We start from the raw sequence: 26,841 nt of genomic DNA, 5'->3' as shown, positions 1-26,841 counted from the left end.
GATGATCTTGAGGAAGACACCGGGTCGTAGTCTCACTGCCGGGATCTTCTCCAGGGGGCTGATAGGTGGACGCGGCGCGCGGTCCGGGAATCGACACTCCGGCCGGCTATACCCGGCTGCAACGGACGGGGACCGGCACCGAGGCCGACACCTACCGGGCGTGGGACGAGCGTGCCGGGCGCTGGGCCGTGCTCAAGCTCTTCCACCGCTATCTGGGCGGGCGTGCCGAGGAGGCCGCCTTCGCCGCCTACTGCGCCGCCACGGTGGGACTCGGCCGCCACCCGTCGATCGTGCCGGTCCGGTGCGGCGGGATCACCGCCACCGGGCGACCCTGGCTCGTCCTCGACGAGGTCGACGGCCGTACCCTCGCCGAGGCGATGGCCGGCGACCGGCCGCCGTCGCCGGCCGAGGCGCTGCAGATCGTGATCGCGCTGGCTGACGCGCTGGCCTGGGCGCACTCGATGCGCCCGCCGATGGCGCACGGCCGGCTGCGGCCGGCGGACATCCGGCTCGACGCGTCCGGCGTCCCGCTGCTCACCGAGTTCGCCGCGCCGGTGGTCGCCGCCACCCCGACGCCCGGCGGCGACGTGGTGAGCCTGACCCTCCTGCTGTTCCAGCTGGTCACCGGCAGTCCCTGGCCCGGCGACAGCGTGGACGACGGCCGGATCCTCGCGGTCTGGCCCGGCCTGACCGTGCTCATCGACCAGGCGCTGGCGCCGATTCCGCAGGTGGACACCATGGCCGAGCTCGCCGACCGGCTGCGCCTGGTGTGCCTGGCCGCCGGCCCGATGATCCCGCTGCCCGCGGCGCCCCCGGCACCCCTGCCGGTGGTCGCCGAGCCCGTCGAGCCGCCGGCGCGCCGGTCCGCGCGGTACGGCCGGGCGCTCGCCCTGCTCGCCCTCCTGCCGGCCGGGCGGGTATTTCGGGGCAGCGCAAAGAATCGGTGAACCTTTACGATCTTCAGCACCGTGCGGCACTTCGCCGCCGGAGCCACCAGGAGTGTCCATAATGGTTCGTTCCGTCTGGCTGCCCCGGGTCGCTCTGACCCTCATCACCACTGTCTCCGCCGGAGCGCTCGCCGCACCCGCGCAGGCCGCGACCACCGCCGGTGTGGCGTCGGTCGTCGGGACGACGGTGCAGTACAAGGCAGCGAAGAAGAAGAAGAACAAAGTCGTGGTGACCCGCTCGGGCAACACCATCACCATTGACGACAAGGTCGCGGTCAAGGCCGGCAGCGGCTGCAAGGCGGTCAAGCGCGACAAGACCAAGGTCAAGTGCAAGCCGGCGACGGCGCCGGCCCGGGTGGTCGTCTACACGTACGACCGGGTCGACTCGATCCGGAACTCGACGAACCTGCCGATGACCGCGTCCGGCGGCAGCGCCGGCGATTCGATCATCGGCGGCCCGGCCGGCGACAAGCTGAACGGCGACACCGGCTCCGACAAGATCTGGGGCGGCGCGGGCAACGACGACATCCAGGCCTGGACCGGCGCGAACCAGGTGTGGGGTGGCTCCGGCGAGGACCACATCCGGGTGTGGACCGGCGCGAACGTGATCTACGGCGGCGCGGCGAAGGACACCATCTGGGGCGGCCCGAACGCGGACCGGATCTACGGCGAGGACGGCCTGGACGAGATGTTCGGCCAGGGCGGCAACGACTTCCTCGACGGCGGCAACGACCGGGACTGGATGCTCGGCGAGGACGGCAACGACGTTCTCTACGGCCGCGCCGGCGACGACTACCTGCGCGGTGACTACGACAACGACGTCCTCTACGGCGGCGCCGGCGTCGACGAGCTGCACGGCGACAACGGCAACGACCGGGTCTACGGCGAGGCCGGCGGCGACCGGATCTACACCGACGCGATCCAGAACGACGGTGACAGGGAGGGGCAGGGCGCCGACTACTACTCCGGTGGCGCCGGTTATGACTGGGTGACGTACGGCTCGTACTTCACCTCGTCGGTCACCGCGGACGCGGACGGGGTCAAGGGCGACGACGGCGCCGACCGCGAGGGCGACACCATCGCCACCGACGTCGAGCAGATCACCGGCGGCAGCGGCAACGACACCCTCCTCGGCCGGCCCGGCGACGACGACCTGCACGGCGGGCCCGGCAACGACGCGATTTTCGGCCTCGGCGGCTCGGACGTGGTGGTCGGCGAGGAAGGCAACGACTACCTCGTCGGCGACTGGCGGGACAACGCGGTCGACCAGATCGAGGGCGGGGTCGGCACCGACGTGTGCGTCGTCGGCGGCCAGGACCGCAACGCCGACTGCGAGGAAGTCCGGATCCGTTAGGACCGATGAGCGCGGAGCTCCACGAGGAGCCCGTCGCGATCGGTGAGCACCGCTCCGAGGATGCGCCGGCCTGCCGCGAGCAGGTCGGCGACATCCGGGGTGCTCAGCGCGTACATCACCAGCGGGCCCTCGCGGAACGACACCACTATCCCGGCCCGGCGCAGCACGGCGAGCTGCTGCGACAGGTTCGACGCCTCCACGTCGATCTCGGCGAGCAGGTCGCGGACCGGCTTCGGACCGTCCTGGAGCAGCTCCAGCACGCGGATGCGGACCGGATGGCCGAGGGTCCGGAACATCTCGGCCTTCGCCTGGTACAGCGGCACTGACACGGCGCGTCCTCCTGGCTCTACCCACCGCTCAACTGCGAGGGCGCCGGCCCGGTAACGGCATGTACGGATTTTCGGAGTTGCAGAAGTCTTCAACTCACCGATCGGACATGTAATCAATCCCACGGTCCGCAGCGGCCGAGCCGGACATCGTGTGCGACCCGATCCGGCCGGGGTCCGACACGCTCGGCGCAGACCCGAGCAAGCCAGTGGGAGGACCCGAGATGCCGGACATGGACGTAGCCCTCAAGGACGCGATGCAGATCGACGGCGCCATCGGCGCCGCGCTCGTCGACCGATCGAGCGGGATGGCGCTCGGCATCGCCGGCGGCGACAAGAACTTCGACCTGACGGTGGCGGCCGCCGCCAACACCGAGGTGATCCGGGCGAAACTGCGCACCATGGAGATGCTCGGTCTGCGCGAGAATATCGAGGACATCCTGGTCACATTGGACTCGCAGTACCACCTGGTCCGACCGTTGACCGGGCGCTCCGGGCAGGGGCTCTTCCTCTACCTGGCGCTCTACAAGGAGCGGGCCAACCTGGCGCTGGCCCGGCACCAGTTGAAGCGGATCGAGGGAAACCTGGACATCTGACCGCCGCTCCTGGCGCAGACTTGTGCCGGGAGGTGATCGTCTTGTTCGCTCCGCCGATGGCCGAGGTCGGCACCGCGATGATGATCCAGCAGTGGCGGCAGTTGACGTTCCTGCACTGGCGCTACCCGGCGGACGCGGTGCGCCGGCTGCTGCCGGCGGAGCTCACGCCGCACACCATCGACGGCGACGTGTGGGTGGGGCTCATCCCGTTCCTCATGTGCGAGGTGCGCCCGCCCTGGATCCCCGAGCTGCCGTGGTTGTCGCGTTTCCCGGAGACCAATCTGCGCACCTACGTCCAGGGGCCGGACGGCGGCACCGGGATCTGGTTCTTCTCCCTCGACGCGTCCCGGCTGCCGGCCGTGGCGCTGGCCCGGGCCGGCTTCGGCCTGCCCTACCGCTGGGCCCGGATGTCCCTGCGCACGCAGGGCGACCTGACCACCTACGAGGGCACCCGGCGGTACGAGCCGCGCGGTGCCGCCTACCGGATCGGCGTCCGCTCCGGCGCCGAGATCCCGGAGCCGGAGCTCGGCGAACTCGATCATTTCCTGACCAGCCGGCACCGCCTCTACACCGTGAAGATGGGCCGCCTCGTCACCGTGGACGTGTGGCACCCGCCCTGGGTGCTGCACCGGGCCGAGGTCGTCGAGCTGCGGCAGAACCTCACTGAGGCGGCCGGCCTGCCGCAGCCGCACGGCGCGCCGCTGGTGCACGCCGCTCCCGGCGTGCGAACCCGGATCGGACTTCCACGGATCATCCGCTGACCGGATTCGCACACCAGTTCGAGTTATCCACAGCCTGTGTACCCAGCCTGTGTACTAATTCAGCGGCGCGCGTCCGCGTAGCGCAGCAGCGCCGCCACCCGCCGGACAGTGGCGGTCACGCCCCGTAGCGGTTCGACGCGGCTGACCCGCGCGCAGCGGTCGGTGGGCGCGACGGCGCAGGAGGGCGGTTGTCCGGCCGGCGCCGATCGGATTTCCGCCGGCGATGCCGTGATCCGGCAGCCGGCTCGTTCGTGATCATTACGACGCGGATGCTCTCGTGACCCACGCGAATCACCTCCTGCCGGTGACTGCCTACCCGCTCCCGGGCGAGGAAACCGGATCATTCGGTTGCGGTTGCCGACCGGTGGGCCAGGCCCGCGCCGGTGAGCCGGGGCAGCGCGGCGGCGCGCCCGGTCAGCAGCAGCAACAGGGCCTCGATCGGGCCGGTGATCTCCGGTCCGGCGCCCACCGACCAGTCCGTGTCGGTGGCGGTGAGGCGAACGCCGCGGAAGCGGCGGCGGGCCCAGAACGGCCAGCCCATGGTCCACACCCGGGTGGCCCCGGCGGCCGCGGCGCGGGTCGGCATCGGCAGCCGCCGGCCGAGCGGCACGGCGATGTCCTGGCTGTGCACCAGGACGTCGAACAGGGCGTTGCTGACGGTGGTGACCGCGGGCAGCCGGCGGGAACCGGCATGCTCGCGCAGCTCGGCGACCAGCTCGGTGGTGGGCCGCTGAGCGTGGCGCACGGCCATCACGTGGTTGAACCGGTGGAACCGCCCACCGGCCCGGATCGCCTCGGCCGCCATGATCAGCGGGCCCGGTGGCAGCGGTGTCATCGCCAGGTGGGCGGCGACGTCACGCACCCGCCACCCCGCGCAGAGCGACGGCGTCTCCCACTCCGCGGTGGCCAGCCCGGCCAGCAGCTCGGCGACCGCGCGGCGCTGCCCGGCGATGGCGGTCCAGCACTCCTGAGGCTCCATGACGGGCTCCCTTGAAAGTCAGAATCTCTGACTAATATGGTCAGGCTGTCTGACCAGTCGTCAAGGAGTTGTCACATGCCGCAAGACGACCTGAACGTGGGTGTGCTGATGTTCGTCGCCTATCGGGCGATGGAGAAGCGGGTCCTCGACGCGGTCGTCGCGGCCGGCTTCGACGACATCACCCTCGCCCAGGCACGGGTCTTCCAGCGGATCGGGCCGGGCGGCACCCGGCTCGTCGAGCTCGCCGAGCAGGCACAGGTGACCAAGCAGACCGCGGGTTTCCTGGTCGACCAGCTGGAGCGGGCCGGTTATGTCGAGCGGGTCGCCGATCCCGGCGACGCCCGCGCGAAACTGGTCCGGATCGCTGCTCGTGGCCGGGCCGCCGCGCGGATCGCCGCCGGTGCGGTCGCCGAGGTGGAGGCCGAGTGGGCCGCGCATCTGGGCGCGCGCCGGATGGCTCAGCTGGGCGAGGCGCTCACCCGGTTACGGCAGATCACCGATCCGTTCGCGTGACCCGCCGGCCCACCAGCGACCAGATGGCCGGCAGCAGGGCGGCCGCGAGCGCGGTCTTCAGCAGGTCACCGAGTAGGTGCGGGGTGAGCCCCTTGCTGATCGCGGTGGTCAGGTCCATGCCGGTGGCGAAGGCGAGCCAGGGCACCCCGATGAGATAGATCAACGCGTTGCCGGCGGCCATCAGCGCGATCGTGTAGCCAGGCCGGCGGTCCGCACCCAGCGCCGCGAGCTGACCGGCCAGCGCCGCGGCCACGATGAAGCCGAGAAGGTACCCAGCGGTCGCGGCGGGCCAGCCGGCGGTGCCGTCGGCGAACCACGGGACACCGAGCGCGCCGGCCACCGCGTAGAGCAGCATGCCCGCCGCACCGCGGTAGGCGCCGAGCGTGGCACCGACCAGCAGCACGGCGAAGGTCTGCCCGGTGATCGGCACCGGCGAACCAGGAACCGGGATCGCGATCTGAGCGGCGGCGCCCACGGTGGCCGCGGCACCCACGACGAGGATCACGTCCCGCACCGCGGACCGGCCCCACACGTCAGCCAGGACACCGGTCGGGCGCCCGGGAACCATCGTGCTGAACACGCCGTCGGTCACGCTAGACCCCTCCTGTACACCTTGGAGGGAACCCTAGATCGCGAGCCGCCGGAAAGGCAGAGGTGCGGGACGAATGTGATGTTGTGGTGATGGCCACAGACCGGCGTCAGCCGCCTATCTCGCTGACCTCGACCAGGGGCGCGCCGTTCCACCATTGGGCGTGGATGACGAAGCTGCGGCCGGTCGAGGTGAAGTAGACCGCGAGGTTCGTGTCGGAGCCGGTCTTCTGCACCGTGAACCCGTCCGCCGGGGTGGCGGTGACCAGCGCGACCGTGCCCCGGCTGGTCATCTTGATGACGGCCGTGCCGCCGTCGCAGCGGAACGAGCGCACATACGTCTTCACGCCGTCGTCACCCGTGGTGACCGTCCACCCGTTCTCCGTGCTCGTCGACGGCTTCGTGGTGGCGGGCGTGGTGGGCGCGGTGGTGGGTGCCGCGGTGGTCGGTTTCGTGGTGGGTTTCCGGCTCGTCCGGGACGGCACCGCGCGGACCGGCTTGGACGACGAGGCGGACGGCTCGGGACGCTCGGGCACGGCCGGCGGTGGGGTCGGTGAGACCGTCGCGGTGACCGCCACCTCGGCGGGCGGCAGCTGATCGAGATCCGGCAGCGCCTCCTCGTCGGCGCGTGCCGCGTTCAGCACCGGGGACAGCGCGAACGACGAGAGCACGATGCTGGTCGCCGTGGCCACGCACCACCCGGCTACCGGCAACCACCTGGAAGATCGCACGAGGGCATCCTCTCACCTGGCCCTATGGTTTACGCCATGGCAATGATCCTGTTGGTCGAGGACGACCGCATCATCACGGCCGCACTGACCCGTGCGCTGACCGACGCCGGGCATGTCGTACGCCCGGTGGGGCAGGCCGCCCAGGCGCTGCGGATCGTCACCCAGGAGCGGCCGGACCTGGTCATTCTCGATCTCGGGCTGCCCGACATCGACGGCACCGACGCGCTGCGGATGATGCGGACCGTCTCCGACGTACCGGTGATCGTCGCCACTGCCCGGCGCTCCGAGGCGGACATCATCGCCCTGCTGCAGGCCGGCGCCGACGACTACGTGACGAAGCCGTTCAGCGGCGGGCACATCCTGGCGCGGATCTCGGCGGTGCTGCGCCGGGCGCGGACCATCCAGGAGCAGCAGCCGAACACCATCACTGTGGGTGAGCTGGTGATCATGCCGAGGCAGCGCCGGGTGGAGTTGCGGGGTGAGCCGTTGCAGCTGACCCGGCGCGAGTTCGACGTGCTGGCGTACCTCGCCGAGCGGGTGGGCCAGGTGATCAGCCGGCGTGAGCTGATGAACCAGGTCTGGCAGCAGGCCCGGATCGGCGAGGAGCAGACCATCGACGTCCACATCTCCTGGCTGCGCCGCAAACTCGGCGAGACCGCCGCGAAGCCCCGTTTCCTGCACACCGTCCGAGGAGTCGGCGTCATGATGGTCGATCCGCAATGAGGTGGGCGCTGAACCGCCTGGCGCTGGCCATCACCTCGATGGTCGCGCTGGCGTTCCTGGTGCCGCTGGCGGTGGCGGTCCGGCAGATCGCCTACGACCGGGCGATCTCCGAGGCCCGGCAGCAGGCCACCGCGATGGTGACGGTGCTCGGCGTCGACAACGACCTGGTCGCGCTCACCAACGCGGTCGCCAGCACGGCGGCGGGCAGCGCCGGGCAACTCGCCATCCACCTGCCCGGCCTGGAACCGATCGGCACGTCGCACCTGAGCAGGCCGACGGTGCAGCGGGCCGTGCAGGAGCGGCGTTCGGCGACCGCCGAGGCGACCGGGGGCATCGCCTATCTGCAACCCACGGTGCTCACCGACGGCCGTACCGTCGTGGTCGAGGTCTTCGTGCCGGCGGAGGAGACCCGGCGCGGGGTCTGGTCGGCCTGGCTCGCCCTCGGCGGGCTGGCGGTCGTGCTGGTCGGCGGCTCGGTGCTGCTCGCCGACCGCCTCGGCAGTCAGCTGGTCAAGGCCACCCGCCAGCTCGCGGCGGCGACCCGCCGCCTCGGCGGCGGCGAGCTGAACGAGCGGATCACCCCGACCGGCCCGCGCGAGCTGCGCGACGCGGCCCACGACTTCAACACCATGGCCGACGACCTGCGCCGGCTGCTGGACCGCGAGCGCGAGCTGGCCGCGGACCTCTCCCACCGCTTGCGTACGCCGCTGACCGGCCTGCGCCTCGACGTCGAGGCGATGCCCCCCGGCCCGATCGCGGAACGCATGCGGCAGGCCTGTGACCTGCTCGACGAGGAACTCGAAGCGATCATCACGGGCGCGCGGCTGGGCAGTATCGAGAAGCGCGGCACCGAGCAGTGCGACCTGGTCGAGGTGCTCGCCGACCGGCTGGCCTTCTGGTCGGTGCTGGCCGAGGACCAGGAACGGCCGTGGGAGGTGGTCGGCGGCAACGAGCCGGTCCTGGTGCCGATGCCGCCGAGCGAGGTGATCCTGGTGGTGGACGCGCTGCTGGGCAACGTCTTCTCGCACACCCCGGACGGGACCGCCTTCCGGGTCATCGTCTCCGCCAGCGGGCTGCTCGTCGACGACGCCGGCCCCGGCATCCCGGACCCGGAGAACGCGGTGAAGCGCGGCTTCAGCGGCGCCGGGTCGACCGGTCTGGGTCTGGACATCGTCCGGCGGGCTGCCGAAACTGTGCGTGGGCAAATGGTGCTCGACCGTAGTCCTCTGGGCGGTGCCCGGATCGGATTTCTCCTGCACGCCGCCCCCATCGAGCCCGCTGACCAGCCACGACGCCGGCGCCGAGCGGTTTCATAAGGGTTTTCGGTCTCTTTAAGGCTCCGTTATGGCAGCTCCCCATAACGTTCCGGCTCGTAACTGCCAGGACGACATGTTCGGAGAGCTGACATGCGCAGGAAGATCGCCTACCCGCTGGCTACCCTCGGGATGGTCGCTTCGACCGTGGTTGTCGCGTCACCCGCCCTGGCACACGGATACGTCTCCTCGCCGCCGAGCCGTCAGGCGCAGTGCGCCGCGGGCACGGTCACGAACTGTGGTGCCATCCAGTTCGAGCCGCAGAGCGTCGAGGCTCCGAAGGGCTCAACACAGTGCAACGGTGGAAACGCCAACTTCGCGGTGCTCAACGACAACTCGAAGGCCTGGCGCGTGACCAACGTCGGCAGCTCGGTGACGTTCAACTGGGTGCTGACCGCCCGGCACCGGACCGCCACCTGGGAATACTTCGTCGGCGGTACCAAGGTCGCCACGTTCAACGACAACAACGCGATCCCCAACGCTTCCGTCTCGCACAAGGTCGACCTCAGCAAGTTCCCCGGCCGGCAGACGGTGCGCGCCGTGTGGAACATCGGCGACACCGCGGCGGCCTTCTACAGCTGCGTGGACTTGAACGTTGGTGGCGGCGGCTCCTCGACGCCGACCACCGCGCCGACCACGGCCGCCCCGACCACGGCTCCTACCAAGGCGCCCACCACCGCGCCGACGACGGCCCCGACCACGACCGCACCGACGAAGGCGCCGACCACCGCGCCGACGACGGCCCCGACCAGCACCACGGCGCCGGCGACCGGCAGCGAGTGGGCGCCGGGAGTGGCGTACAGGACCGGTGACGTGGTGACCTACAACGGCGTCTCCTACCAGTGCCGCCAGTCGCACAAGTCGATCAACAGCTGGGAGCCGTCGATCTTCACGCTCGCCCTCTGGCTGCCGCTGTGAAGCGCCGGCTCGTAGTCCTCGCGCTGGCCGCGCCGCTGCTGCTGGGAGCCTGCGGCACCGACACCAGCAAGGACGCCGCAGCGCCCGCGAGCGCGGTCGCGCAGACCCAGAACGTCAAGAACGTCTCCGAGATCACCGCCGGTGCCACCTTCAACGACACCGACGTGATGTTCCTGCAGATGCTGGTCGACAACCAGGAGCAGGGGCTGGAGATGGTGGAGATCGCCGCGAAGCGGGCCCAGCGCCCGGAGATCGTCGAACTGGCGCAGGCCGTCCAGGCCACCCAGAAGGACGAGATCACCATGATGAAGAACTGGCTCACCGAGTGGGGCAAGCCGACCACGGTCGACAAGCGGGTCAGCCTGCACGCCGACCACGGCGGCCTGCCCAGCACCGGTGAGGAGGAGATCGAGTCGCTGCGGACGATCAAGGACAAGAAGTTCGAGACGGCGTTCCTGAACCTCTTCCTGGCGCACCAGCACAACGCCATCGAGGTGGCCGACCTGGAGATCGACAAGGGCGGCAACGAGCTGGCCAAGCAGTTCGCGGAGCGGGTCAAGCAGTCCCGCGCCGACCAGGTGCAGCAGATGCTGAAGCTGCTCGCCGGCTGACATTCGCCAATCAGTGTGTTGAGTTCGGGCGCGAATCGCCCCCGAACTCAACACACTGATTTTTGTGATTCGTACCCTTGCTCTAGTTTTGTCGCTGACGGCAGCGCCCCTCTGGGACCACCCCGGATATGACGCCGAGGACAGCCACTTCAACCCCGCCGAGACCGTGATCAACGCCGGCAGCGTGGGCCGACTAGCCACCAAGTGGCAGGTCAAGCTGCGTACGGCGGACGCCAGCTGCTCCGGCCCGTCGGCACCGGTGCTCTCCGGCGACCGGCTCGTCACCACCGACATGCTCGGCATCTCGGCCTACTCGCCCGCCGACGGTTCGGTGCGCTGGCGATACGACTGGGACGACCGCCTCGACAACGACACCCCGGCCCTGGCCGTCGCCGACGGGCTGGTGATCGCCGCCAACGGCGGCTGCAACTCGCAGAGCGACCCGGACGGCAAACTCACCGCCCTCGACCTGGCGAACGGCCAGCCACGATGGACGCTGCCGATGGACATGCCCATCGGCTCGGTGGTCGTGGACAAGGGCATCGTGGCGATCTCCGGCTCCTCGCCGTCGGACGAGGACGCGGTCGTCGCCCACCGGGTCCGCGACGGCAAACTGCTCTGGCGCAAACCGAACCACGGCACCACCGGCGTCTCCGCCGACGGCGTCCTGCTGATCCACGCGACCGACGGGTTCGGTGTGCCCACCGGGCCGACCACGGCCGTCGACATCAGCACCGGCGTCACCCGCTGGTCCCGCGACGGCATCTGGAAGGCGCAGGCCGCGAGCCCGCGAGCCGACCGGTTCTACGCCACCGACACCGGCAGCAACCTGGGCGCGCTCGACGCGGCCACCGGCGCGATCCGGTGGATCGCGAACGGGAAGTCGAGCGAGCTGATCGCGGCCGACGGGCAGCGCGTCTATCGCGCCGACGGGCGGGACGTCGAGGCGTTGCACGCCGGCACCGGGGCGTCGCTGTGGAAAACCCGGCTGACCGGTGACGCTGGGCAGCCGGTCCGGGCCGCCGATCTTCTGTACGCCGGGAGCACCGTTCTGCGGGCGGCCGACGGGGGACGGGTGGGCCGTTCCTACCCGGGCCGGGTGATCGTTGCCGGCGGACGGCTCTACCAGGTGAACGGTGGTGTGCTCGGGGCCCACGCCCGGTAGTGGCCACGGGACCGGCTCGGTTGTTTTCGGGGAGCCGCTTCCGTACGTCTGAGGCAGCGCAACCATCTGGGTTGCGTTTGCGGTGTGCCGGGTCGAATGGGCGAAGCGGAACGCGAGCCCGGCCCGATGGGAAGGCGACGCCGAAAGCCGGCGTCGCTTTCCTGTTGGAGGTGCCGCCACCTTGGCTCCGATGTTCGCGCCGCTTCGAGAGCGCAACTACCGTCTGTGGGCGGCCGCTGACCTGGTCTCGGTCGGCGGAACGTGGATGCAGGTGCTGGCCCTCAACTGGCTGATCCTGTCGGCGACCGGCTCGGCCACGGCCATGGGCGCCGTGGTGATGCTGCAGTCCCTGCCCGTGCTGCTGCTCGGCAGCTGGGGCGGCGCGCTCGCCGACAAGCTCCCGGCCCGGCCGGTGCTGATCGCCTGCCAGGCCATCCGTGCCCTGCTCGCGCTCGCCCTGGTGCTGCCCGCCGGCAACTGGGCGATCTACGGGGTGGCCCTGGCCTCCGGCGTGATCAGCTCCTTCGAGGGCCCGGTGCTCGGCCGTTTCGGCTCGTCGCTGGTCCCGCGTGAGGCGCTCGGCTCGGCACTGGCGCTCGGCTCGGTGCTCAGCTCGGCCGGCCGGATCGGCGGCATGGCCCTCGGCGGCGTGCTGATCGGCATCACCGGCCCGACCATGCTGTTCCTGATCAACGCGGTCTCCTATCTCGCGGTGATCGCCTCGCTGCTGATGATGCGCAGCAGCGAGATGCGCGACCTGGCCCGCGCGTCGTCCTCCGACGGTGGCGTGATCGCCGGCCTGCGCTACCTGATCCGCCAGCCGGTCGTGCTGATCGTGCTCGCGCTGTCGTTCGTGCTGGGTTCGCTGGGCCGCAACTACCAGGTGTCGATGGCCGCGATGGTCTCCGGCCCGCTGGGCGGTTCGTCCGGCTCGTATGGTCTGCTGTCGACGGTCTTCGCCGTCGGCGCGGTGGCCGGCGGTCTGCTGCTGGCCGGCACCGGCAAGTCCACGCTGCGGGTCCTGCTGGGCACCGGCTTCCTGATCAGCGCCTTGCAGTTCTGCTCCGGCCTGGCCCCGAACGTTCTCGGCTTCGCCGCCCTGATCCTCCCGATCGCGGCGGGTGCGGTGGTCTTCGACACGGTCGTCTCGACCCGCATCCAGCTGGACACGAAGGAGGAGATGCGCGGTCGTGTCCTGGCCACGGTGGGCATCGTGTCGTCGCTGTCCGGCATCGTGGGCGCCCCGGCAATCGGCTGGCTGTGCGACTCCCTGGGCGCCCGAGGCGCCCTAACCCTGGCCGGCGCGGTAACCACGGCGGCGGCGGTGGCGGGCGGGATCGCCCTGGCCCGGGTGAAGGGCCGCAAGCTAAACCTGTCCTTCGTCATGGGGCGGCCGGTCGAGCAGCCCGCCTAACGCCGAAAATGAAGCATCTACTGCCTCCCTACCTGACAGGTGGGGAGGCAGTAGGCTTTCTGGACTTCACGGAGCGGCGGGCTCGTGGGTCACCTAGTGGAGGTCCGAAGACGTGGCAGTCATCGGTTCGTTCTTCCCGAGCAAGGATGGCAAGGGCCGTCACAAGACAGAGGTCGAATGCGGCTGGCAGGTGCTCAGCCATGGCGGCGAGACCTATCTTCAACTAAGCACCTATGGCTCAGATCAGCGGAAATCGGAGAAGAAGGTAAGCCAGACCATCCAGATCGACCGCGCTCGGGCCAAGGAGCTAGTGGAGATCTTGGAGCAAGCATTCCCTGATCTCTAAAGCGGTCATCCCTGGACCCAGCTGCGACGTCGGCGCGAGTCGTCGGCTACGAGGTCGTTACGGTGAACGCGGATAGGCCGCCACACCACCGAGGGGAACACGTGGAGCTCCTGCACTCCGGCAAGGTCCGGGACGTCTACGCCGACGGCGACGACCTCCTCCTGGTCACCTCCGACCGGATTTCGATCTACGACGTCATCCTGCCCACGCCGATCCCGGACAAGGGCAAGATCCTCACCCAGCTCTCCCTCTGGTGGTTCGACCAGCTCTCCGACGTGATCCCGAACCACGTCATCTCCGCCACCGACGTGCCCGCCGAGTGGTCCGGCCGGGCCATCCGGTGTGAGCGCCTGGAGATGGTGATGGTCGAGTGCATCGCGCGCGGCTATCTCGCCGGCTCCGGCCTCAAGGACTACGAGCGGGACCGGACGATCTCCGGTAACCGGCTGCCGGAAGGCCTGGTCGAGTCCTCCCAGCTGCCCGAGCCGATCTTCACGCCGAGCACGAAGGAGCCGGTCGGCGGTGGTCACGACCGGCCGATAACTTTCGACGAGGTGGTCGAGAGCCAGGGCAAGGAGCTGGCCGAGGAGCTGCGCCGGGTCACGCTCGAGGTTTACCGGCGGGGTTCGGAGATCGCGGCGACCAAGGGCATCATCATCGCCGACACGAAGATCGAGGTCGGGCACGCGAGCGGTGTGCTGAAGCTCGGCGACGAGGTGCTGACGCCGGATTCGTCGCGGTTCTGGGCGGCCGACGAGTGGCGGCCGGGCAGTGTGCCGCGTTACCTGGACAAGCAGTTCCTGCGGGACTGGTCGGCGGGGCTCACCGACTGGGACCGGACCGCGCCGGGGCCGGAGATTCCGGACGAGGTGGTCGAGGCCACCCGAAACCGGTACGTCGAGGTCTACGAACGTCTCACCGGCGATCGCTGGCGCTGAATCGGGCCGCCGCGGCCGCCCAGCGCTGCCGTTTGCGCAGCAGGTAGGACCCGTAACCGGCGGCCAGCACGGCTTCGATCAGGCCGGTCCATCCGCCGAAGATGATGCAGATCGGCGCGATCGTCCACAGCAGAACCGCGAGGACGCCCCACCACCGCGGTGGGCGTCCTGCGCGGTCGATCCGCCGGGCGAACTGCGCGTCGTCGATGAGCAGGTGCGCCACCACGCCGCGGTAGGTCTGGTCTTCTGTCGGTTCGAGCACGGCGAGCCCCGTACCCATGAATCGGCAGAAATAACGGACCTCCTGTTGCACGGCCGGCACCAGGCGGATCATCCCGATAAACCGGCCTACGATCAACGGGTGGATTACGGTCACCCGCTGCAGTTCGGGACCTTCCTGACCCCGGCCAACGCGGACCCGGAGGCGGTCGTCGCCCGGGCCCGGCTCAGCGAGGAACTCGGCTATGACCTGGTCACCTTCCAGGACCATCCGTACCAGCCGGGGTTCCTCGACACCTGGACCCTGCTGAGCTGGGTGGCCGCCCGGACCGAGCGGATCGGTCTGGCCGGCAACGTGCTCAACGTGCCGATGCGTCCCGCCCCGGTGCTGGCCCGGGCCGCGGCGAGCCTGGACCTGCTGTCCGGTGGGCGGCTGGCCTTCGGGCTCGGCGCCGGCGGGTTCTGGGACGCGATGGAGGCGATGGGCGTCACCCGGCGTACTCCCGGTGAGTCGGTGGATCAGCTCGGCGAGGCGATCGACGTGATCCGCGAGCTGTGGCGCACCGACGAGCGCGCCCAACTGCGCTACGGCGGCACGTACTTCCGTCTGACCGGTGCCAAACGCGGCCCGGCGCCGGCGCACGACCTGCCCATCTGGGTCGGTGCGTACGGTCCGCGCATGCTCCGCCTGGTCGGCGCGAAAGCCGATGGCTGGCTGCCGTCGCTCCCGTACCTGAAGCCGGGCGCGCTGGCGGCCGGCAACGAGACCATCGACGCGGCCGCCCGCAAGGCCGGCCGGGATCCTCGCGAGATCCGGCGGCTGCTCAACGTCTTCGGCGACCCGGCGAAATCCGCCGCGCAGTGGCTGGACGAGCTGCTGCCGCTCGCCGTGCAGGACGGCGTCGGCACGTTCATCCTCGGCTCCGACGACCCGGACGAGCTGGAACGTTTCGCGACCGAGGTGGTCCCCGCGCTGCGGGCCGCGGTCGCCCGCGAGCGCGCCGCCGGCGGCGTCTCCACCGACCTGGTGCGCCCCGCGGCCGCGCTGGCGAAACGTCGTGACGGCATCGACTACGACGGCCTCCCCGAGCAGCTCACCGCGGTCGCCATCGAACCCGGCGACTTCGAGTACGCCGGGTCCGCTCCACCTATCTGCGCGGCGGCGCGCCCGGCCTGGTGCTGCGCCCCCGCAACGTCGACGAGGTCGCGGCGGCGCTGACCTTCGCCCGCGATCAGGACGTCCCCCTGGCGGTCCGCAGCGGCGGCCACGGCATCAGCGGCCGCTCGACCAACGACGGCGGCATCGTCATCGACGTCTCCCAGCTCAGCGCGATCGAGGTGCTCTCCGAGGAGAAACGCCTGGTCCGCGTCGAAGCCGGCGCCCGCTGGAAGGACGTGGCGGCCGCGCTCGCCCCGCACGGCTGGGCGTTGAGCAGCGGCGACTACGGCGGCGTCGGTGTCGGCGGCCTCGCCACCGCCGGCGGCATCGGCTGGCTGGCCCGCGAGCACGGCCTCACCATCGACCGGATGCGCGCCGCCGAACTGGTCCTCGCCGACGGCAGCCGGATCCGCGCCGACGCCGAGGAGAACGCCGACCTCTTCTGGGCGGTCCGCGGCGCCGGCGCGAACTTCGGCGTCGTCACCGCGTTCGAGTTCGAAGTCGATCAGGTAGGCATGGTCGGTTTCGGACAGTTCGTGCTCGACGCCTCCGACGGCGCCACCCTGCTGGAACGCTGGGGCGCTGCCATGGAGGCGGCGCCGCGAGACGTCACCACCAACCTGATCATGGGTCCGCCGCGGCGTGGCCGGGCCCTGGCACAGATCTATGGCGTGGTCGATTCCGCCGAACCGGACACCATCATCGAGCGGTTCACCCCCATCGCCGGCGTCGCCCCGCTGCTGGACCAGCAGGTACAGCTGGTGCCCTACGAAGGCGTGATGAACGTCCCCGACGCCCCGCACGACGGCCAGGGCGAGCCAGCCGTGCGCTCCGGCCTCATCGATCATCTGACCCCGGAGTTCGCCGCCGCGGCCGCTCGCCTGATCTCTTCCGGCACCGTCTACTTCTTCCAGGTCCGCTCGGTCGGCGGCGCCGTCTCCGACGTGCCGCCCGACGCGACCGCCTACTCCCACCGCGCCGCCAGCTTCTCGGTGGTCGCCTTCGGCGGCTCCAAAGCCCTGCTGGACCGCGCCTGGGACGAGCTGGCACCCCACTTCCGCGGCCTTTACCTGTCCTTCGAGACCGACCAGCGCCCCGAGCGCCTCGGCGAGGCGTGGCCGCCGGCCACCCTCGCTCGCTTGCGCGAGCTCAAACGCCGCTACGACCCCGACAACGTCTTCCGCGACAACTTCAACATCATTTAAACCCTTTGTCGTACGGGCTACACCGCCCGCCGAACTACACCACCCGCCGTCACACGCGATCACCTGCCGGGTCCTTCCCGGTCAGCGCGACCGCCGGCGGCGGTCAGTGGTCACGGTGGGCGGGTTGCCGTCTTCTCAAAACGCCCCAATCCGTCCGCTGTCCCAGGTGTCGCTGCCTGTCCGGAGCCCACTAACCCTCATTGGCGCTGCCCGATACACCCGATTGAGTGCTGCCGCTTTTCGCGCCATCTGACGGCCGACGTCCGCCCACTGTGGACCGCTCCCGCGCCGTCATCGCTCTTGGTCGCGCTCCCACCTCCGACTTCCAGCCCTGATTCCCGCCGTCCGCCTCTCCCGTTGCTCACGCCGCGTGTCGCTCGCACCCGGCCCTCCGCTCACCCGTCCCCAGCACCCGCCTCCTTGCTCGGTGCGGCGCTCGATTTCAAGACGGTGAGCATGAGCAGGGCGGCATGTTCCGCACGCCCGCGGGATGGGGCCTTCAGCGGCGTCTCGGCGCGGGCGGCTACCAGCGTTGACCTGGCACAAGTGCGGAATCGGCATGCACAGAGCGGCAGTCCTGGCCGTGCGGGCGCGATCGTTGCCAGCGGCGCTAGGACCCTGTACCGCAGCGGAACGCGGCCAGCTTGCTCTCTTCTGAGCATCAGCACAAGAAAGCCGGACGAACCACCAGCGCAGGAGCCGGACGAACCATCAGCGCAGGAGCCGGACGGATTACCAGCGCAGCGAGCCGGACGGATTTATCAGCGTGGGAAGCCGGACGAATCATCAGCGCAGAGGAAGCTGGACGGTTCGATCCCGGGCTGACCGCGTTTCTTGCCTCGAGCGATGCGCGGTCTGTGCGCCCGCGAGGCTTGGTTCCTTCGCGCCGGTCACGGCTGCGTGCAGGAGACGACCTCGGGCCGGCTTCAGAGCCACATCGCAGGGCCATCCCACGAGGGTGGCCGCGTCGAAACGAGCGTCAGTTATGGCCGGCGGCCGCGGGCTGCTCCTGCCAGTGGACGCCGACCGGGCAGGCGCCGCAGGTGAGCTGCTCACCGCAGGTGGGGCACCAGTCGTTGGTGCGCCGCAGGTACCACCCCAGGGCAACGCCGGAGAACAGGCTCAATAGACCGACGACGGCTGAGATGGTGACCGCGCCCGTCATGCGAGCGGGCTCCGTCGAACCAGGTGCAGGCCCCGGTGGTCGAGCGCCGGGTCCATGTCGGCGCGGGACGTCACATAGGGCGCGGTGAAGGTGTCGACACCGGTGCCTGGGTGGCTGCCCGGACGGTAGGTCACCGTGACCGCCCGCGGGGAGGCCGCCTCGATCACACCGGCACGCCAGCCGTCCCGGTAGACCCACACCGGATCGGCCGGCCGGTAGCTCTCGGCCGGTGCCACGTCCGCAGGGTCGCGCTGCGGCGGTGTGACGGTCGGCGTGGACGCCTTCCAATTCGACATGTGGTGCCTCCTAGAACGTCACGAGGCGGGGTGTCGGGGGGCGACAGGCATCGAGAACTGACGCATCGGCCGGCCAAGCCAACAATCGGCACGCTGTGTTAGCAGTCGGTACGTGTCTGTCAGCTATCATGCTCGTCATCAAGTGCGTTCGCAAGGCCGGATGCACGTGCATCCGGCGCGCGCAAACGCGCGGGGCTACTCTTGAGCTGGTTTCGCAGTGGACGATCTCGGCTCTAGGATGCGTAAGACTGCATCGGGCAGTCACAAGGCAGCGACGAGGAGTCAGGTGAGCGCGGGTTCGCAGGAGGAGGCGCCGAGCGGCGGCCCAACCGTGCTGCGCATCCTGCTCGGCTCCCAGCTCCGCAGGCTGCGGGAGACGCGCGGGATCACCCGGGAGGCCGCCGGTTACGAGATCCGGGCCTCCGGATCCAAGATCAGCCGGATGGAGCTCGGCCGCGTCAGCTTCAAGGAACGCGACGTCGCGGACCTGTTGACCATGTATGGCGTGAGCGACCCCGAGGAGCGCGAGGCACTGATCGGGTTGGCCCGGCAGGCCAACAACCCGGGCTGGTGGCATCACTTCAGCGATGTCCTTCCCGGCTGGTTCCAGTCGTACCTGGGGCTTGAGGCCGCCGCCTCGCTCATCCGGACGTACGAGATCCAGTTCGTTCCCGGTCTGCTGCAGACGCCGGAGTATGCGCGGGCAGTGATCATGCTCGGACATGCCGGCGCCAGCTCCGAGGAGATCGACCGGCGCGTCGAGGTGCGCAAGCACCGGCAGCAGATTCTTACCCGTCCGGGTGGCCCCCAGTTGTGGGCGGTCATCGACGAGGCCGTGCTGCGCCGCCCGATCGGTGGCGTCGAGGTGATGCGCCAGCAGATCGAGTCGCTGATCGAGGCGTCGAAACTGCCGAGCGTGCGGCTCCAGATCATCCCCTTCCACGCCGGTGGTCACGCCGCGGCCGGCGGCCCGTTTGCGATCCTGCGCTTCCCCGAGCCGGAACTGCCCGACGTGGTCTACGTCGAGCAGCTGACCAGCGCGATCTACCTGGACAAGCGCGAGGACGTCGACCACTACGCGATGGCGATGGAGCGCGTCTGCATCGACGCCGAGCCGCCGAACCACACACCGGAGATCCTCGGCAAGCTCCTGCACGAGGTCGGCCGCCCCGCCTGACCACGTGCCCGACACGCACTGTGTCCGCACCGCGCCACCCGAGCCGTTCCCCTCCCAGCCCCAACCCGGTTCCCGTCCGAAACCGATACAGCGCGCCCAGCCATTCCGCCCCAACGCCGCGCGGCCGCATCCGAATGCCGCAACGCCCCGCGGCCGCCGGAGCAGAGCCCCTTGCGCCGCCGGTAGCGGCTTTCGAACCTTTGCGGCGAGGCAGGCCCTCCTGCGCGCCTGGCGCCTCGACTGTGGCGGCCCTGGGGCACCCCCGCGGGGCGCCCTCACGCGCGCCTGGGTGGTGCCGATCTCCAACGTGACCTGTCGAGCCTGGGGCCGTTGGCCGTCAGGGACGGTGCGTCAGTGACCTTGCTGGGGTGCTCTTCGAGCGGTGCCGACTGTGCTGCGGCCGGGATGTGACGTCAAAGCCGCTGTCAGGATGCCGCTGCGGTGTTGCGGCCGGTGTTCGGTTGTTGCGCCGGAGCTGGTCGACCGTGATGCGGCGGAGCCGCTTCGGGAGCGGCCCCTGGCGGAGCTGACCGAACTTGGCCGGATGTGAAAGGACGGTCCGGCCGCAGCCGGACCGTCGCGCTTCGTAACTATCAGGCGATCAGGTTGTCGAAGTCTCCATCGCGGACGCCGCCCAGGAACGCCTCGATCTCAGCCCGGGTGTAGATCAGTGCCGCACCCTCGGGGTCCCGGGAGTTGCGCACGGCGACGTCGCCGCTGGGCAGGACGGCGCACTCCACGCAGTTGCCACTCGGGTTGCTGCGACCGCTCTTCTGCCAGGTCACTCCCTGCAGCTGGCCGGCGGGCATGCCGTTGACCACGTAGGTCATTCCAAGCTCCCTTGGTGATGCCCCGGATCGCCGATCGATCCGGGATCGATGTCTCCGCGTGCCTAAATGGGCGGCGATGCAAATGCACGTGCATCTGGCCTTGCGTAGTCACGGGATTCTGAGCATGATAACGCACGTGAGCTCCCAAAGAGGGTCACTTAGGGTGACATCTTTGGGTGATGGGTCGGTCGCGGAGCGACGTCTGCGGCCTCGGCGCGAGGCTCCCTGGCGGGGGCGTCTGAGCGAGAGGTGACGAGTATGTCGATACCCAACATCGGCCCGGAACATCCCGATCCGGGAGACCCCGGCGCGGCCGAGAGTGCGCGCCGGGGAAACCCGTCTCCGGTTTACCGGGACGAGCCGATCACCGACGAGGTGGTCGCGGCTTCGGCCCGGGCCAGTGCGGTGACGCACCGGTTCGGAGGGGTGAGGTATGCACTGAGCCGGCCTGAGGGGCCTCCCGCCCCCGAGCCACCTGCCGAGGAAGGTGAGTCCGACGCGAGTGAGTGAGCTCGTTCGTTGCCGCGGGCAGCGCTCCGCGGGGCATCCTCTGGCTCGCTCCAGGTGGATGACTTCCGCGCCACGGGTTCGTGACCATGTGTTACGACCAAGTGGACCGCGCTGGCCGGTGCACGAGTTCGCCGAGTCGGACTATTGCTACGGCGTCGGCCCCATCCGGCTGCGCCTGGTGCGTGTCGACTGGACCAAGCCCATCCCGCACGACGGCGACATCTGGATCGGTGTTCGCGGCGTCGTGATCGACCGTGCGGGACGTGAGGGCGCGCTGCGCGAAATGCTGATCCGAGCGGGCCGCCTGCCCGTGCCCCCGGTCAGCAAGCGACCGCGCTTGCGGGTGTTGCGAAGCACGCCCGTCTGACGCCGGGCGGGCGGTTCGGTTCCCCGTGCCAAGCCGCCCGCCCGGTCCAAACCCCAAGCTTCAGCCACCGCAGCCATCCACTCAGCTGGCACTCACGCACGCTAAGTCCGTAGTTGGACGCCCGTAGTCAGCGCTCCCTCGACGATCTTGTTCGGCAGTGGGCAGCCTCAGCGGTCACATGGCAGTCCCCGCCAGTCCGGCCGGCTTCCGGTTGGCGACGGGCCAGCCTCAGTAGTCGTAAGGCAGCCCGGGACAAACCGAACCGCTTGCGGTTGGCAGCGCGGCAGTCTCACCGGCCGCAAGGTGCCCAGACCGATTCGCAGGCGGGGGCGGCTGAGGGTTCCGGATTGCAGGGTCGGTGGCGGTGTTCGAAGGGCAGGAGCCGACCATCTACGCGCTGCCGGGGAGTACGGCGGGCGCGGCGCCGGCGGTTACCAGCAAAAACCTGGCAGGCGGGACCGAGCAGGCGAAGGCCCGCCGGGTGGGTGGCGGGCCTTCCGGGTGAGGCTCAGGGCTTGCGGGCTACGCCGGCCCAGTAGTAGGCCGCCTTCGGATCCACGTCCGGGTCGTCCGGGCGCCAGCTGGAGACCGGGACCAGGCCCGGCTCGAGCATCTCCCAATCGCCGAAGAAGCGGGACACGGCTTCCTGCGTGCGGGCCACCAGGGTCATGCCCGCACCCGTGGCGGCAGCGACCGCGGCGTCGACCTCGGTGGGGTTGAAGTCGGCGGTGGGGTGGGTGATCGCCAGGCAGCTGCCGGACGGCAGGGCGTCGCGCAGCTCGGCCACCTTGGCCCACGGGTCGTCCTCGTCGGCGAGCAGCATCAGGATCGCGATGAGGGTCAGGCCGACCGGTTCACTCACGTTGAACGTGTCGAGCAGGGCCTGGTCGCTGAGGATCGAGGCGGGGTCGCGCAGGTCGGCGGAAATGTACTCACTGCGGCCGGCGGGGTGGCTCAGCATCAGGGCGCGGGCGTGGACCAGCACGATCGGGTCGTTGTCCACATAGACCACCCGGGTTTCGGGGGCGATCGCCTGGGCGACCTCGTGCAGGTTGGGCCGGGTGGGTATGCCGGTGCCGATGTCGAGGAATTGGCGGATGCCCTGCTCGCGGACCAGGTCACGGGCCACCCGGTGGACGAACTTGCGGTTCTCCCCGGCCATGTAACGCAGGCTGGGAATGGCCTGGATCATGGCGTCGCCGACGCCGCGGTCGACGGCGAAGTTGTCCTTGCCGCCGAGCCAGTAGTCGTAGATGCGGGCTGAGTGCGGCACGTTGATGTTGACCCCGGGTGGTGCGACCTCACGCGATGGGGAACTGCCTTTGCCCTGCTCCACAGCCGCCTCCTTGCGCTTCGACCCCGCTGCCGATCTTCACCGGTCCGTCCAGCGTAGCCGCAACGATTGACCGACTTAAGCCCCGGCGACCGGATCCGATTACTCAGCGGAAGCGTCAGGCAGCCGAAGCGTGCTCGGCATAGCCCCGGCGGTCGCCACGACGGTCCGTGGCCGACACGACGCGGTCACGTCCGGCGTGCTTGGCAGCGTACAGGCGACTGTCCGCAGTGGACAGTAGGGCGGGCTGGGTGAGGGCGGTGGCCTCTGACGCTGCGGCTACACCGATACTCACCGTGACCGGCAGGCCGCGGGTGACCGGGGTCCAGTCGTGTCCGCGGACCACCCGGCGGACATCGTCGAGCAGGCGCGCGGCCTGCGGAATCGTGGTGTCGGGCAGCACGATCAGGAACTCCTCACCACCCATTCGGGCGACGAACCCGTCGGGACAGGTCATCGCGATCTCCCGGGCCAGCAGGTCGGCGACGAGCGCCAGGACCTGGTCGCCGACGTTGTGCGAGAGCCGGTCGTTGACCTGCTTGAAGTGGTCGAGGTCGACGAGGGCGACGGTGAGGGCCGGGTCCGACTCGATCAGGCCGGGGAGCCGCTCGTCCACGTACCGGCGGTTGTGCAAGCCGGTCAGCGGGTCACGGCGGGCCTGCTCGCGGAAGCGGTCGGCCTCCTGCCGGGCCTCGGCGGTCTCGAACATCGCCTGCCGGGTCCGGGTGCGCGCTTCCCGCTGCACCGAGTGCCGCGCCTGATAGGCGCTGAAGAAGATCTTGTGCACGGCGAACGCTTCGGCGAATTCGCCGCGCGCGGCATGCAGTTCGGCCTGCTCCTGATGTACGCGTACCAGAAGGTCACCGAGGTCGCGTTCCAGGCACTGGCGCCGTGACTCGTCGAGGGTCGACTGCGCCCGCTCGCACGCGCCCAGCCCACGCTGCGCCCGGGCCAGGGTGAGCAGGTACATCGCCATCGCGTCGGCACCATCGTAACGGCCTTCGGCGTGCCGTTCGATGCACTGCCGCATGGTCGCTTCGGCGTCGGCGTACCGCTCGTTGCCGATCTGGATCCAGCCGATGGTGTCGAGATATGCCGGTTCCAGGAGTTCGCCGCGTTCGGCGGCGAGTCGCAGGAGGCGATCCGCGACCTCCTGCGCGCGCTCCTGATGGCCGGTGTCGAACTCGGTGAACGCGTAGTTGTTCAGCAGACACAGCAGGGCCGGCGACCCGGTTTCGACGGCGAGCTGTTCGGCCTGCCGGTAGCGGATGCGGGCGGCGTCCATGGAGCCGGCCGCGTACAGCGCGTCGGCCAGCTTGGTGCGGTGCCAGACGTGCATGTGCTGCGTCGAGTCGTCGTCGAGCAGCTCGACCGCCAGCACCGCGTGTTCGAGGGCCTGCTCGGCGTCGCTCAGGTGCTGGTGGATGCTCGACCAGACCAGGTGGGTACGGGCCAGCAGCTGCCGCGCGTCGTGGCTGACCGCCCACTGGTGCACCCGCCAGATCTGCGCCGCGGCGCCGGACACGTCGCCCGAGCGCAGGCGCATGTTGGCCTGGCAGAGCTGGGCGCGGGCGACCAGCAGTTCGTCGCCGAGGGCCAGCGCCGCCTGCTCGATCTCCAGAGAACGCGCCAGCTCGGCGTGCGCGTCCCAGGACCGCTCGTCCTCGATCGCGAGGAGTGCGGCCGAGAGCGTCTCGGCATCAGTCGCGAGCCCATCCACCGCGGTTCTCCTCTCCCCGTGCCGGCCGCAGCCGATCAATGCCGGCCGCAGCCGATCCGACGCCGGCCGCAGCCGGGCATTGCCAGCCGCAGCCGGGCATCGCCGGCCGCAGCCGATCCGACGCCGGCCGCAGCCGGGCATTGCCGGCCCTAGCCGGCACTTGCCTGGCCGAAGCCGATCCGACGCCGGCCACAAGCCGGCACTTGCCGGCCGAAGCCGGGCAGACGCCGGCTGCAAGCCGATCCGACGCCGGCCGCAGCCGGGGTAGGTGCCCAGCCGCGGCCGGATAGCGCAGACCGAAGCCGGGCAGCGCCGCCCGGCCCACAGCAGCGCCGACCCGAGTCGCGCCGCAGCGCCGCTCGGCCGAAGCATCGACTCTGCCTGCTCAGGGATGAGGAATTCCTCTCCGCTTCCCGAGCGTAGCTCTGCGTAAACGGGCGAATCCGGCACGCCGATGGTGATCCCGGACATGGTGCGGCGCCCGGATCCACCAGGGGATCCGGGCGCCGCGAGGAGGAGGGGTAAGGCTTCAGTCGGCGAAGGCCGGTTCCTTCTCGACGCTCAGGTCGACCGTGCTGCGCAGCTTGGTCGGCTTCATCGCGATCGCCGCGATCACGCCGATCACCGCGACACCCGCCGAGATCAGGAAGATGTGGCCGGTGGCGTCGCCGTACGCCGCCCGGACGACGTGCTGGATCGCCTCCGGCATGCCGCTCAGGTCGAGCGTGCTGCCCCCGCTGCTGCTCCCGGCCGGCACACCCATCGCGGTGAGCTGCGAGGTGATCGAGTCGGAGACCTGCCGGGCGAGGACCGCGCCGAGGACCGAGACGCCGATGGTGCCGCCGAGGGACCGGAAGAAGGCGACCGTCGAGCTGGCCGCGCCGATGTCCTTGAGCGAGACGGTGTTCTGCACCGCGAGCACCAGGTTCTGCATGGAGAGGCCGACGCCGGTGCCGACCACGGCCATCGCGGTGCCGATGTACCACAACGGGGTGTCGTGGTCCAGGACGGAGAGCGCGGCGAACCCGGCGACCAGGACGATCGTGCCGGTCACCACGTACGGCTTGATCCGCCCGCTCTTGGTGATCATCTTGCCGGCGACGGTGGAGGAGATCAGGATGCCGAACATCATCGGGATCATCAGCAGGCCGGCCTCGGTCGGGCTGTAGCCGCGCCCGATCTGGAAGTACTGCCCGAGGAAGACCGCGCCGCCGAACATCGCCATGCCGACCGCGAGGCTGCCGATGATCGCCAGGGCGGTGGTGCGCTCACGGACGATCGGCAGCGGCACCACCGGCTCGGCGACCCGCGACTCCACCCAGGTGGCCAGGGCCAGCAGGACCACACCGGCGCCGACCATGGCGAAGGTCTGCCAGGAGAGCCAGCCGAACGCGTCGTCGACGAAGGAGATCCAGATCAGGATGACGCTGACGCCGGCGGCGATCAGGGTGGCGCCGAGGTAGTCGACCTTCACGTTGTCGCGGCGCATCACCGGCAGGTGCAGGGTCTTCTGCAGCACGGCCAGCGCGATCACCGCGAACGGCGCGCCGATGAAGAAGCACCAGCGCCAGCCGAGCCAGGAGGTGTCGACGATCAGGCCGCCGAGCAGCGGGCCGGCGACGGTGGAGAGGGCGAGCACACCACCGAGGTAACCGTTGTACCGACCGCGCTCCCGCGGCGGGATCATCGCGGCGATGGCGACCTGGACCAGCGCCTGCACGCCGCCCATGCCGAGGCCCTGGAACGCCCGGGCGGCGATCAGCTGCTCGGTGTTCTGCGTGAAGCCGGCCGCCAGGGAACCGATCACGAACAGCACGATGGAGACCTGGACCAGCATTTTCTTGCTGTAGAGGTCGGAGAGCTTGCCCCAGATCGGGGTGGTGGCGGTGGCGGTGAGCAGGGTCGCCGTGACCACCCACGTGTACTGCGTCTGGCTGCCGTGCAGGTCGCCAATGATTTTCGGCAGCGCGGTGGAGACGATGGTGGAGCTGGCCATGGCGACGAAGAGCACGAGCAGGAGGCCGGAGAGGGCTTCCATGATCTCGCGGTGCGTCATCTGGCCGCCCTCGGCGCGGGTTGCGGTTGCTGCGCTCATTGCGCGGCCTCCAGAGTGGAAGAGTTGATCAAGTCGTTGGCGAAGCGGCGCAGGGCCGCGCTGAAGTCAGCGATCTCCTGCGGGGTCCAGTCCCGGAGCGCGGTGGTGAGCCGGGACTCGTACTGCTGTTGGGCGTTGTCGAGCACGTTGCCGCCCTTGTCGGTGAGGTGCAGGGTGCTGGCGCGCCCGTCGGCCGGATCGGCGACCCGGGCGACCAGACCGCTGCGGACCAGCATGGCGACGGCCCGGCTGATCGTGGAGGGGTCGAGGGCGTGCTCGGTGGCCAGGTCTTTCATGTGCACGGGGCCGGCCCGCTCGTGGTTGCGGATGGCGGCGAGGACGCCGAGGGCGCCGACCGGAACCGACGTCGTGGGCCGCTGCTTGAGCATGCGGACCGCTTTGAGCACGTCGTGCATGGCCTGCACCAGCGTCTCGTCGCGCATGGCCGCCTCCCTGAAATGCTTGATGCATACAACTATCCGCTCAGCTTGCCCAGTGCGCAACTTTTCTCATTGGGAACTGAATCACACGCCGGTAGGCTC

29 protein-coding genes are annotated in these 26,841 nt (G+C 70.0%); 17 read left to right on the top strand and 12 right to left on the bottom strand.

The features are described from left to right. Positions 1-65 precede the first annotated feature (65 nt). Positions 66-947, top strand: coding sequence for a hypothetical protein (locus AB0F81_RS00300; RefSeq protein ID WP_360188593.1), 882 nt, complete (start codon positions 66-68; stop codon positions 945-947). A gap of 61 nt (positions 948-1,008) precedes the next feature. Beyond that, positions 1,009-2,301, top strand: a complete 1,293-nt coding sequence (locus AB0F81_RS00295) for a calcium-binding protein (RefSeq protein WP_360188590.1) — start codon at positions 1,009-1,011, stop codon at positions 2,299-2,301. Here the strand turns inward: AB0F81_RS00295 and AB0F81_RS00290 are convergent. Then, entirely contained in the window at positions 2,298-2,630 is a 333-nt protein-coding gene (locus tag AB0F81_RS00290) for a metalloregulator ArsR/SmtB family transcription factor (protein ID WP_360188587.1), read from the bottom strand. The two genes, AB0F81_RS00295 and AB0F81_RS00290, sit on opposite strands and share 4 nt — an antisense overlap. Positions 2,631-2,851: 221 nt before the next feature. On the opposite strand from AB0F81_RS00290, the gene AB0F81_RS00285 reads away from it, so the two are divergent. Then, a complete protein-coding gene (locus tag AB0F81_RS00285) occupies positions 2,852-3,223 on the top strand; it encodes a hypothetical protein (RefSeq protein WP_360188584.1) in 372 nt (123 codons plus the stop codon). 41 nt (positions 3,224-3,264) lie between these two features. Beyond that, entirely contained in the window at positions 3,265-3,984 is a 720-nt protein-coding gene (locus AB0F81_RS00280; protein ID WP_360188582.1) for a DUF2071 domain-containing protein, read from the top strand. A gap of 340 nt (positions 3,985-4,324) precedes the next feature. On the opposite strand, the gene AB0F81_RS00275 is transcribed toward AB0F81_RS00280, so the two are convergent. Further along, complete coding sequence (locus tag AB0F81_RS00275) at positions 4,325-4,963, bottom strand: maleylpyruvate isomerase family mycothiol-dependent enzyme (RefSeq protein WP_360188579.1); 639 nt, start codon at positions 4,961-4,963, stop codon at positions 4,325-4,327. Positions 4,964-5,038: 75 nt separating this feature from the next. Between AB0F81_RS00275 and AB0F81_RS00270 the strand changes: the two genes are divergently transcribed. Further along, a complete protein-coding gene (locus AB0F81_RS00270; RefSeq protein ID WP_360188576.1) occupies positions 5,039-5,476 on the top strand; it encodes a MarR family transcriptional regulator in 438 nt (145 codons plus the stop codon). Here AB0F81_RS00270 and AB0F81_RS00265 read toward each other — a convergent pair. Together AB0F81_RS00265 and AB0F81_RS00260 are read right to left on the bottom strand one after the other, a co-directional pair. Further along, positions 5,457-6,044 (bottom strand): biotin transporter BioY, encoded by a 588-nt coding sequence (locus tag AB0F81_RS00265; RefSeq protein ID WP_360189053.1) that lies wholly within the window; start codon positions 6,042-6,044, stop codon positions 5,457-5,459. The genes AB0F81_RS00270 and AB0F81_RS00265 overlap by 20 nt on opposite strands. Before the next feature lie 130 nt (positions 6,045-6,174). Then, the gene (locus AB0F81_RS00260) at positions 6,175-6,795 is read right to left on the bottom strand and encodes a DNA mismatch repair protein MutL (protein ID WP_360188573.1); all 621 of its coding nucleotides are present in this window, start codon (positions 6,793-6,795) and stop codon (positions 6,175-6,177) included. Positions 6,796-6,831: 36 nt separating this feature from the next. Here AB0F81_RS00260 and AB0F81_RS00255 point away from each other — a divergent pair, with 36 nt between their 5' ends. From AB0F81_RS00255 to AB0F81_RS00220, 8 genes are all read left to right on the top strand, one after another. Further along, complete coding sequence (locus tag AB0F81_RS00255) at positions 6,832-7,518, top strand: response regulator transcription factor (RefSeq protein ID WP_360188570.1); 687 nt, start codon at positions 6,832-6,834, stop codon at positions 7,516-7,518. Then, complete coding sequence (locus tag AB0F81_RS00250) at positions 7,515-8,834, top strand: HAMP domain-containing sensor histidine kinase (protein ID WP_360188567.1); 1,320 nt, start codon at positions 7,515-7,517, stop codon at positions 8,832-8,834. Before AB0F81_RS00255 ends, AB0F81_RS00250 begins: the two co-directional genes overlap by 4 nt. Positions 8,835-8,924: 90 nt before the next feature. Further along, positions 8,925-9,749, top strand: coding sequence for a lytic polysaccharide monooxygenase (locus AB0F81_RS00245; RefSeq protein WP_360188564.1), 825 nt, complete (start codon positions 8,925-8,927; stop codon positions 9,747-9,749). Then, positions 9,746-10,360 (top strand): DUF305 domain-containing protein, encoded by a 615-nt coding sequence (locus AB0F81_RS00240; RefSeq protein ID WP_360188561.1) that lies wholly within the window; start codon positions 9,746-9,748, stop codon positions 10,358-10,360. The genes AB0F81_RS00245 and AB0F81_RS00240 overlap by 4 nt, the downstream gene beginning before the upstream one ends. Positions 10,361-10,424: 64 nt before the next feature. After that, on the top strand, positions 10,425-11,525 hold the full coding sequence (locus AB0F81_RS00235; protein WP_360188558.1) for a PQQ-binding-like beta-propeller repeat protein: 1,101 nt from the start codon (positions 10,425-10,427) through the stop codon (positions 11,523-11,525). A 190-nt stretch (positions 11,526-11,715) separates the two neighbouring features. Next, positions 11,716-12,939 (top strand): MFS transporter, encoded by a 1,224-nt coding sequence (locus tag AB0F81_RS00230; RefSeq protein WP_360188555.1) that lies wholly within the window; start codon positions 11,716-11,718, stop codon positions 12,937-12,939. Between the two features lie 112 nt (positions 12,940-13,051). Continuing rightward, positions 13,052-13,285 carry a hypothetical protein gene (locus tag AB0F81_RS00225; protein WP_360188552.1) on the top strand — a complete coding sequence of 78 codons (234 nt, stop codon included), beginning with the start codon at positions 13,052-13,054 and terminating at the stop codon, positions 13,283-13,285. Between the two features lie 101 nt (positions 13,286-13,386). Continuing rightward, positions 13,387-14,223: a phosphoribosylaminoimidazolesuccinocarboxamide synthase gene (locus AB0F81_RS00220; RefSeq protein WP_360188549.1), complete on the top strand. Its 837-nt coding sequence runs from the start codon at positions 13,387-13,389 to the stop codon at positions 14,221-14,223. On the opposite strand, the gene AB0F81_RS00215 is transcribed toward AB0F81_RS00220, so the two are convergent. After that, positions 14,201-14,485, bottom strand: coding sequence for a hypothetical protein (locus AB0F81_RS00215; protein ID WP_360188546.1), 285 nt, complete (start codon positions 14,483-14,485; stop codon positions 14,201-14,203). The two genes, AB0F81_RS00220 and AB0F81_RS00215, sit on opposite strands and share 23 nt — an antisense overlap. 99 nt (positions 14,486-14,584) lie before the next feature. Here AB0F81_RS00215 and AB0F81_RS00210 point away from each other — a divergent pair, with 99 nt between their 5' ends. Beyond that, complete coding sequence (locus AB0F81_RS00210) at positions 14,585-15,661, top strand: LLM class flavin-dependent oxidoreductase (RefSeq protein WP_360188543.1); 1,077 nt, start codon at positions 14,585-14,587, stop codon at positions 15,659-15,661. Continuing rightward, on the top strand, positions 15,619-16,806 hold the full coding sequence (locus AB0F81_RS00205) for an FAD-binding oxidoreductase (RefSeq protein ID WP_360188540.1): 1,188 nt from the start codon (positions 15,619-15,621) through the stop codon (positions 16,804-16,806). Before AB0F81_RS00210 ends, AB0F81_RS00205 begins: the two co-directional genes overlap by 43 nt. Before the next feature lie 979 nt (positions 16,807-17,785). Here AB0F81_RS00205 and AB0F81_RS00200 read toward each other — a convergent pair. After that, complete coding sequence (locus tag AB0F81_RS00200) at positions 17,786-17,971, bottom strand: hypothetical protein (RefSeq protein WP_360188537.1); 186 nt, start codon at positions 17,969-17,971, stop codon at positions 17,786-17,788. Further along, positions 17,968-18,267, bottom strand: coding sequence for a hypothetical protein (locus AB0F81_RS00195; RefSeq protein WP_360188534.1), 300 nt, complete (start codon positions 18,265-18,267; stop codon positions 17,968-17,970). Before AB0F81_RS00195 ends, AB0F81_RS00200 begins: the two co-directional genes overlap by 4 nt. 286 nt (positions 18,268-18,553) lie before the next feature. On the opposite strand from AB0F81_RS00195, the gene AB0F81_RS00190 reads away from it, so the two are divergent. Further along, positions 18,554-19,444 carry a helix-turn-helix transcriptional regulator gene (locus AB0F81_RS00190; protein ID WP_360188531.1) on the top strand — a complete coding sequence of 297 codons (891 nt, stop codon included), beginning with the start codon at positions 18,554-18,556 and terminating at the stop codon, positions 19,442-19,444. Between the two features lie 593 nt (positions 19,445-20,037). On the opposite strand, the gene AB0F81_RS00185 is transcribed toward AB0F81_RS00190, so the two are convergent. Beyond that, positions 20,038-20,274, bottom strand: coding sequence for a DUF397 domain-containing protein (locus tag AB0F81_RS00185; protein ID WP_360188528.1), 237 nt, complete (start codon positions 20,272-20,274; stop codon positions 20,038-20,040). Between the two features lie 628 nt (positions 20,275-20,902). Here AB0F81_RS00185 and AB0F81_RS00180 point away from each other — a divergent pair. Continuing rightward, entirely contained in the window at positions 20,903-21,151 is a 249-nt protein-coding gene (locus AB0F81_RS00180; protein ID WP_360188525.1) for a hypothetical protein, read from the top strand. Positions 21,152-21,659: 508 nt separating this feature from the next. Here the strand turns inward: AB0F81_RS00180 and AB0F81_RS00175 are convergent. The 4 genes from AB0F81_RS00175 to AB0F81_RS00160 form a co-directional block, all read right to left on the bottom strand. Next, positions 21,660-22,487 carry an SAM-dependent methyltransferase gene (locus tag AB0F81_RS00175; RefSeq protein WP_360188522.1) on the bottom strand — a complete coding sequence of 276 codons (828 nt, stop codon included), beginning with the start codon at positions 22,485-22,487 and terminating at the stop codon, positions 21,660-21,662. A gap of 115 nt (positions 22,488-22,602) precedes the next feature. Then, entirely contained in the window at positions 22,603-24,204 is a 1,602-nt protein-coding gene (locus tag AB0F81_RS00170; protein ID WP_360188519.1) for a diguanylate cyclase, read from the bottom strand. Positions 24,205-24,733: 529 nt separating this feature from the next. Then, positions 24,734-26,299: an MDR family MFS transporter gene (locus AB0F81_RS00165; RefSeq protein ID WP_360188516.1), complete on the bottom strand. Its 1,566-nt coding sequence runs from the start codon at positions 26,297-26,299 to the stop codon at positions 24,734-24,736. Beyond that, positions 26,296-26,742 carry a MarR family transcriptional regulator gene (locus AB0F81_RS00160; RefSeq protein ID WP_360188513.1) on the bottom strand — a complete coding sequence of 149 codons (447 nt, stop codon included), beginning with the start codon at positions 26,740-26,742 and terminating at the stop codon, positions 26,296-26,298. Before AB0F81_RS00160 ends, AB0F81_RS00165 begins: the two co-directional genes overlap by 4 nt. Between the last annotated feature and the right edge of the window lie 99 nt (positions 26,743-26,841).

It is taken from the genome of Actinoplanes sp. NPDC024001, from assembly GCF_040638955.1.
In the GTDB taxonomy this organism is placed as follows: domain Bacteria; phylum Actinomycetota; class Actinomycetes; order Mycobacteriales; family Micromonosporaceae; genus Actinoplanes.
This window is presented reverse-complemented; position numbering and strand designations above follow the sequence as displayed.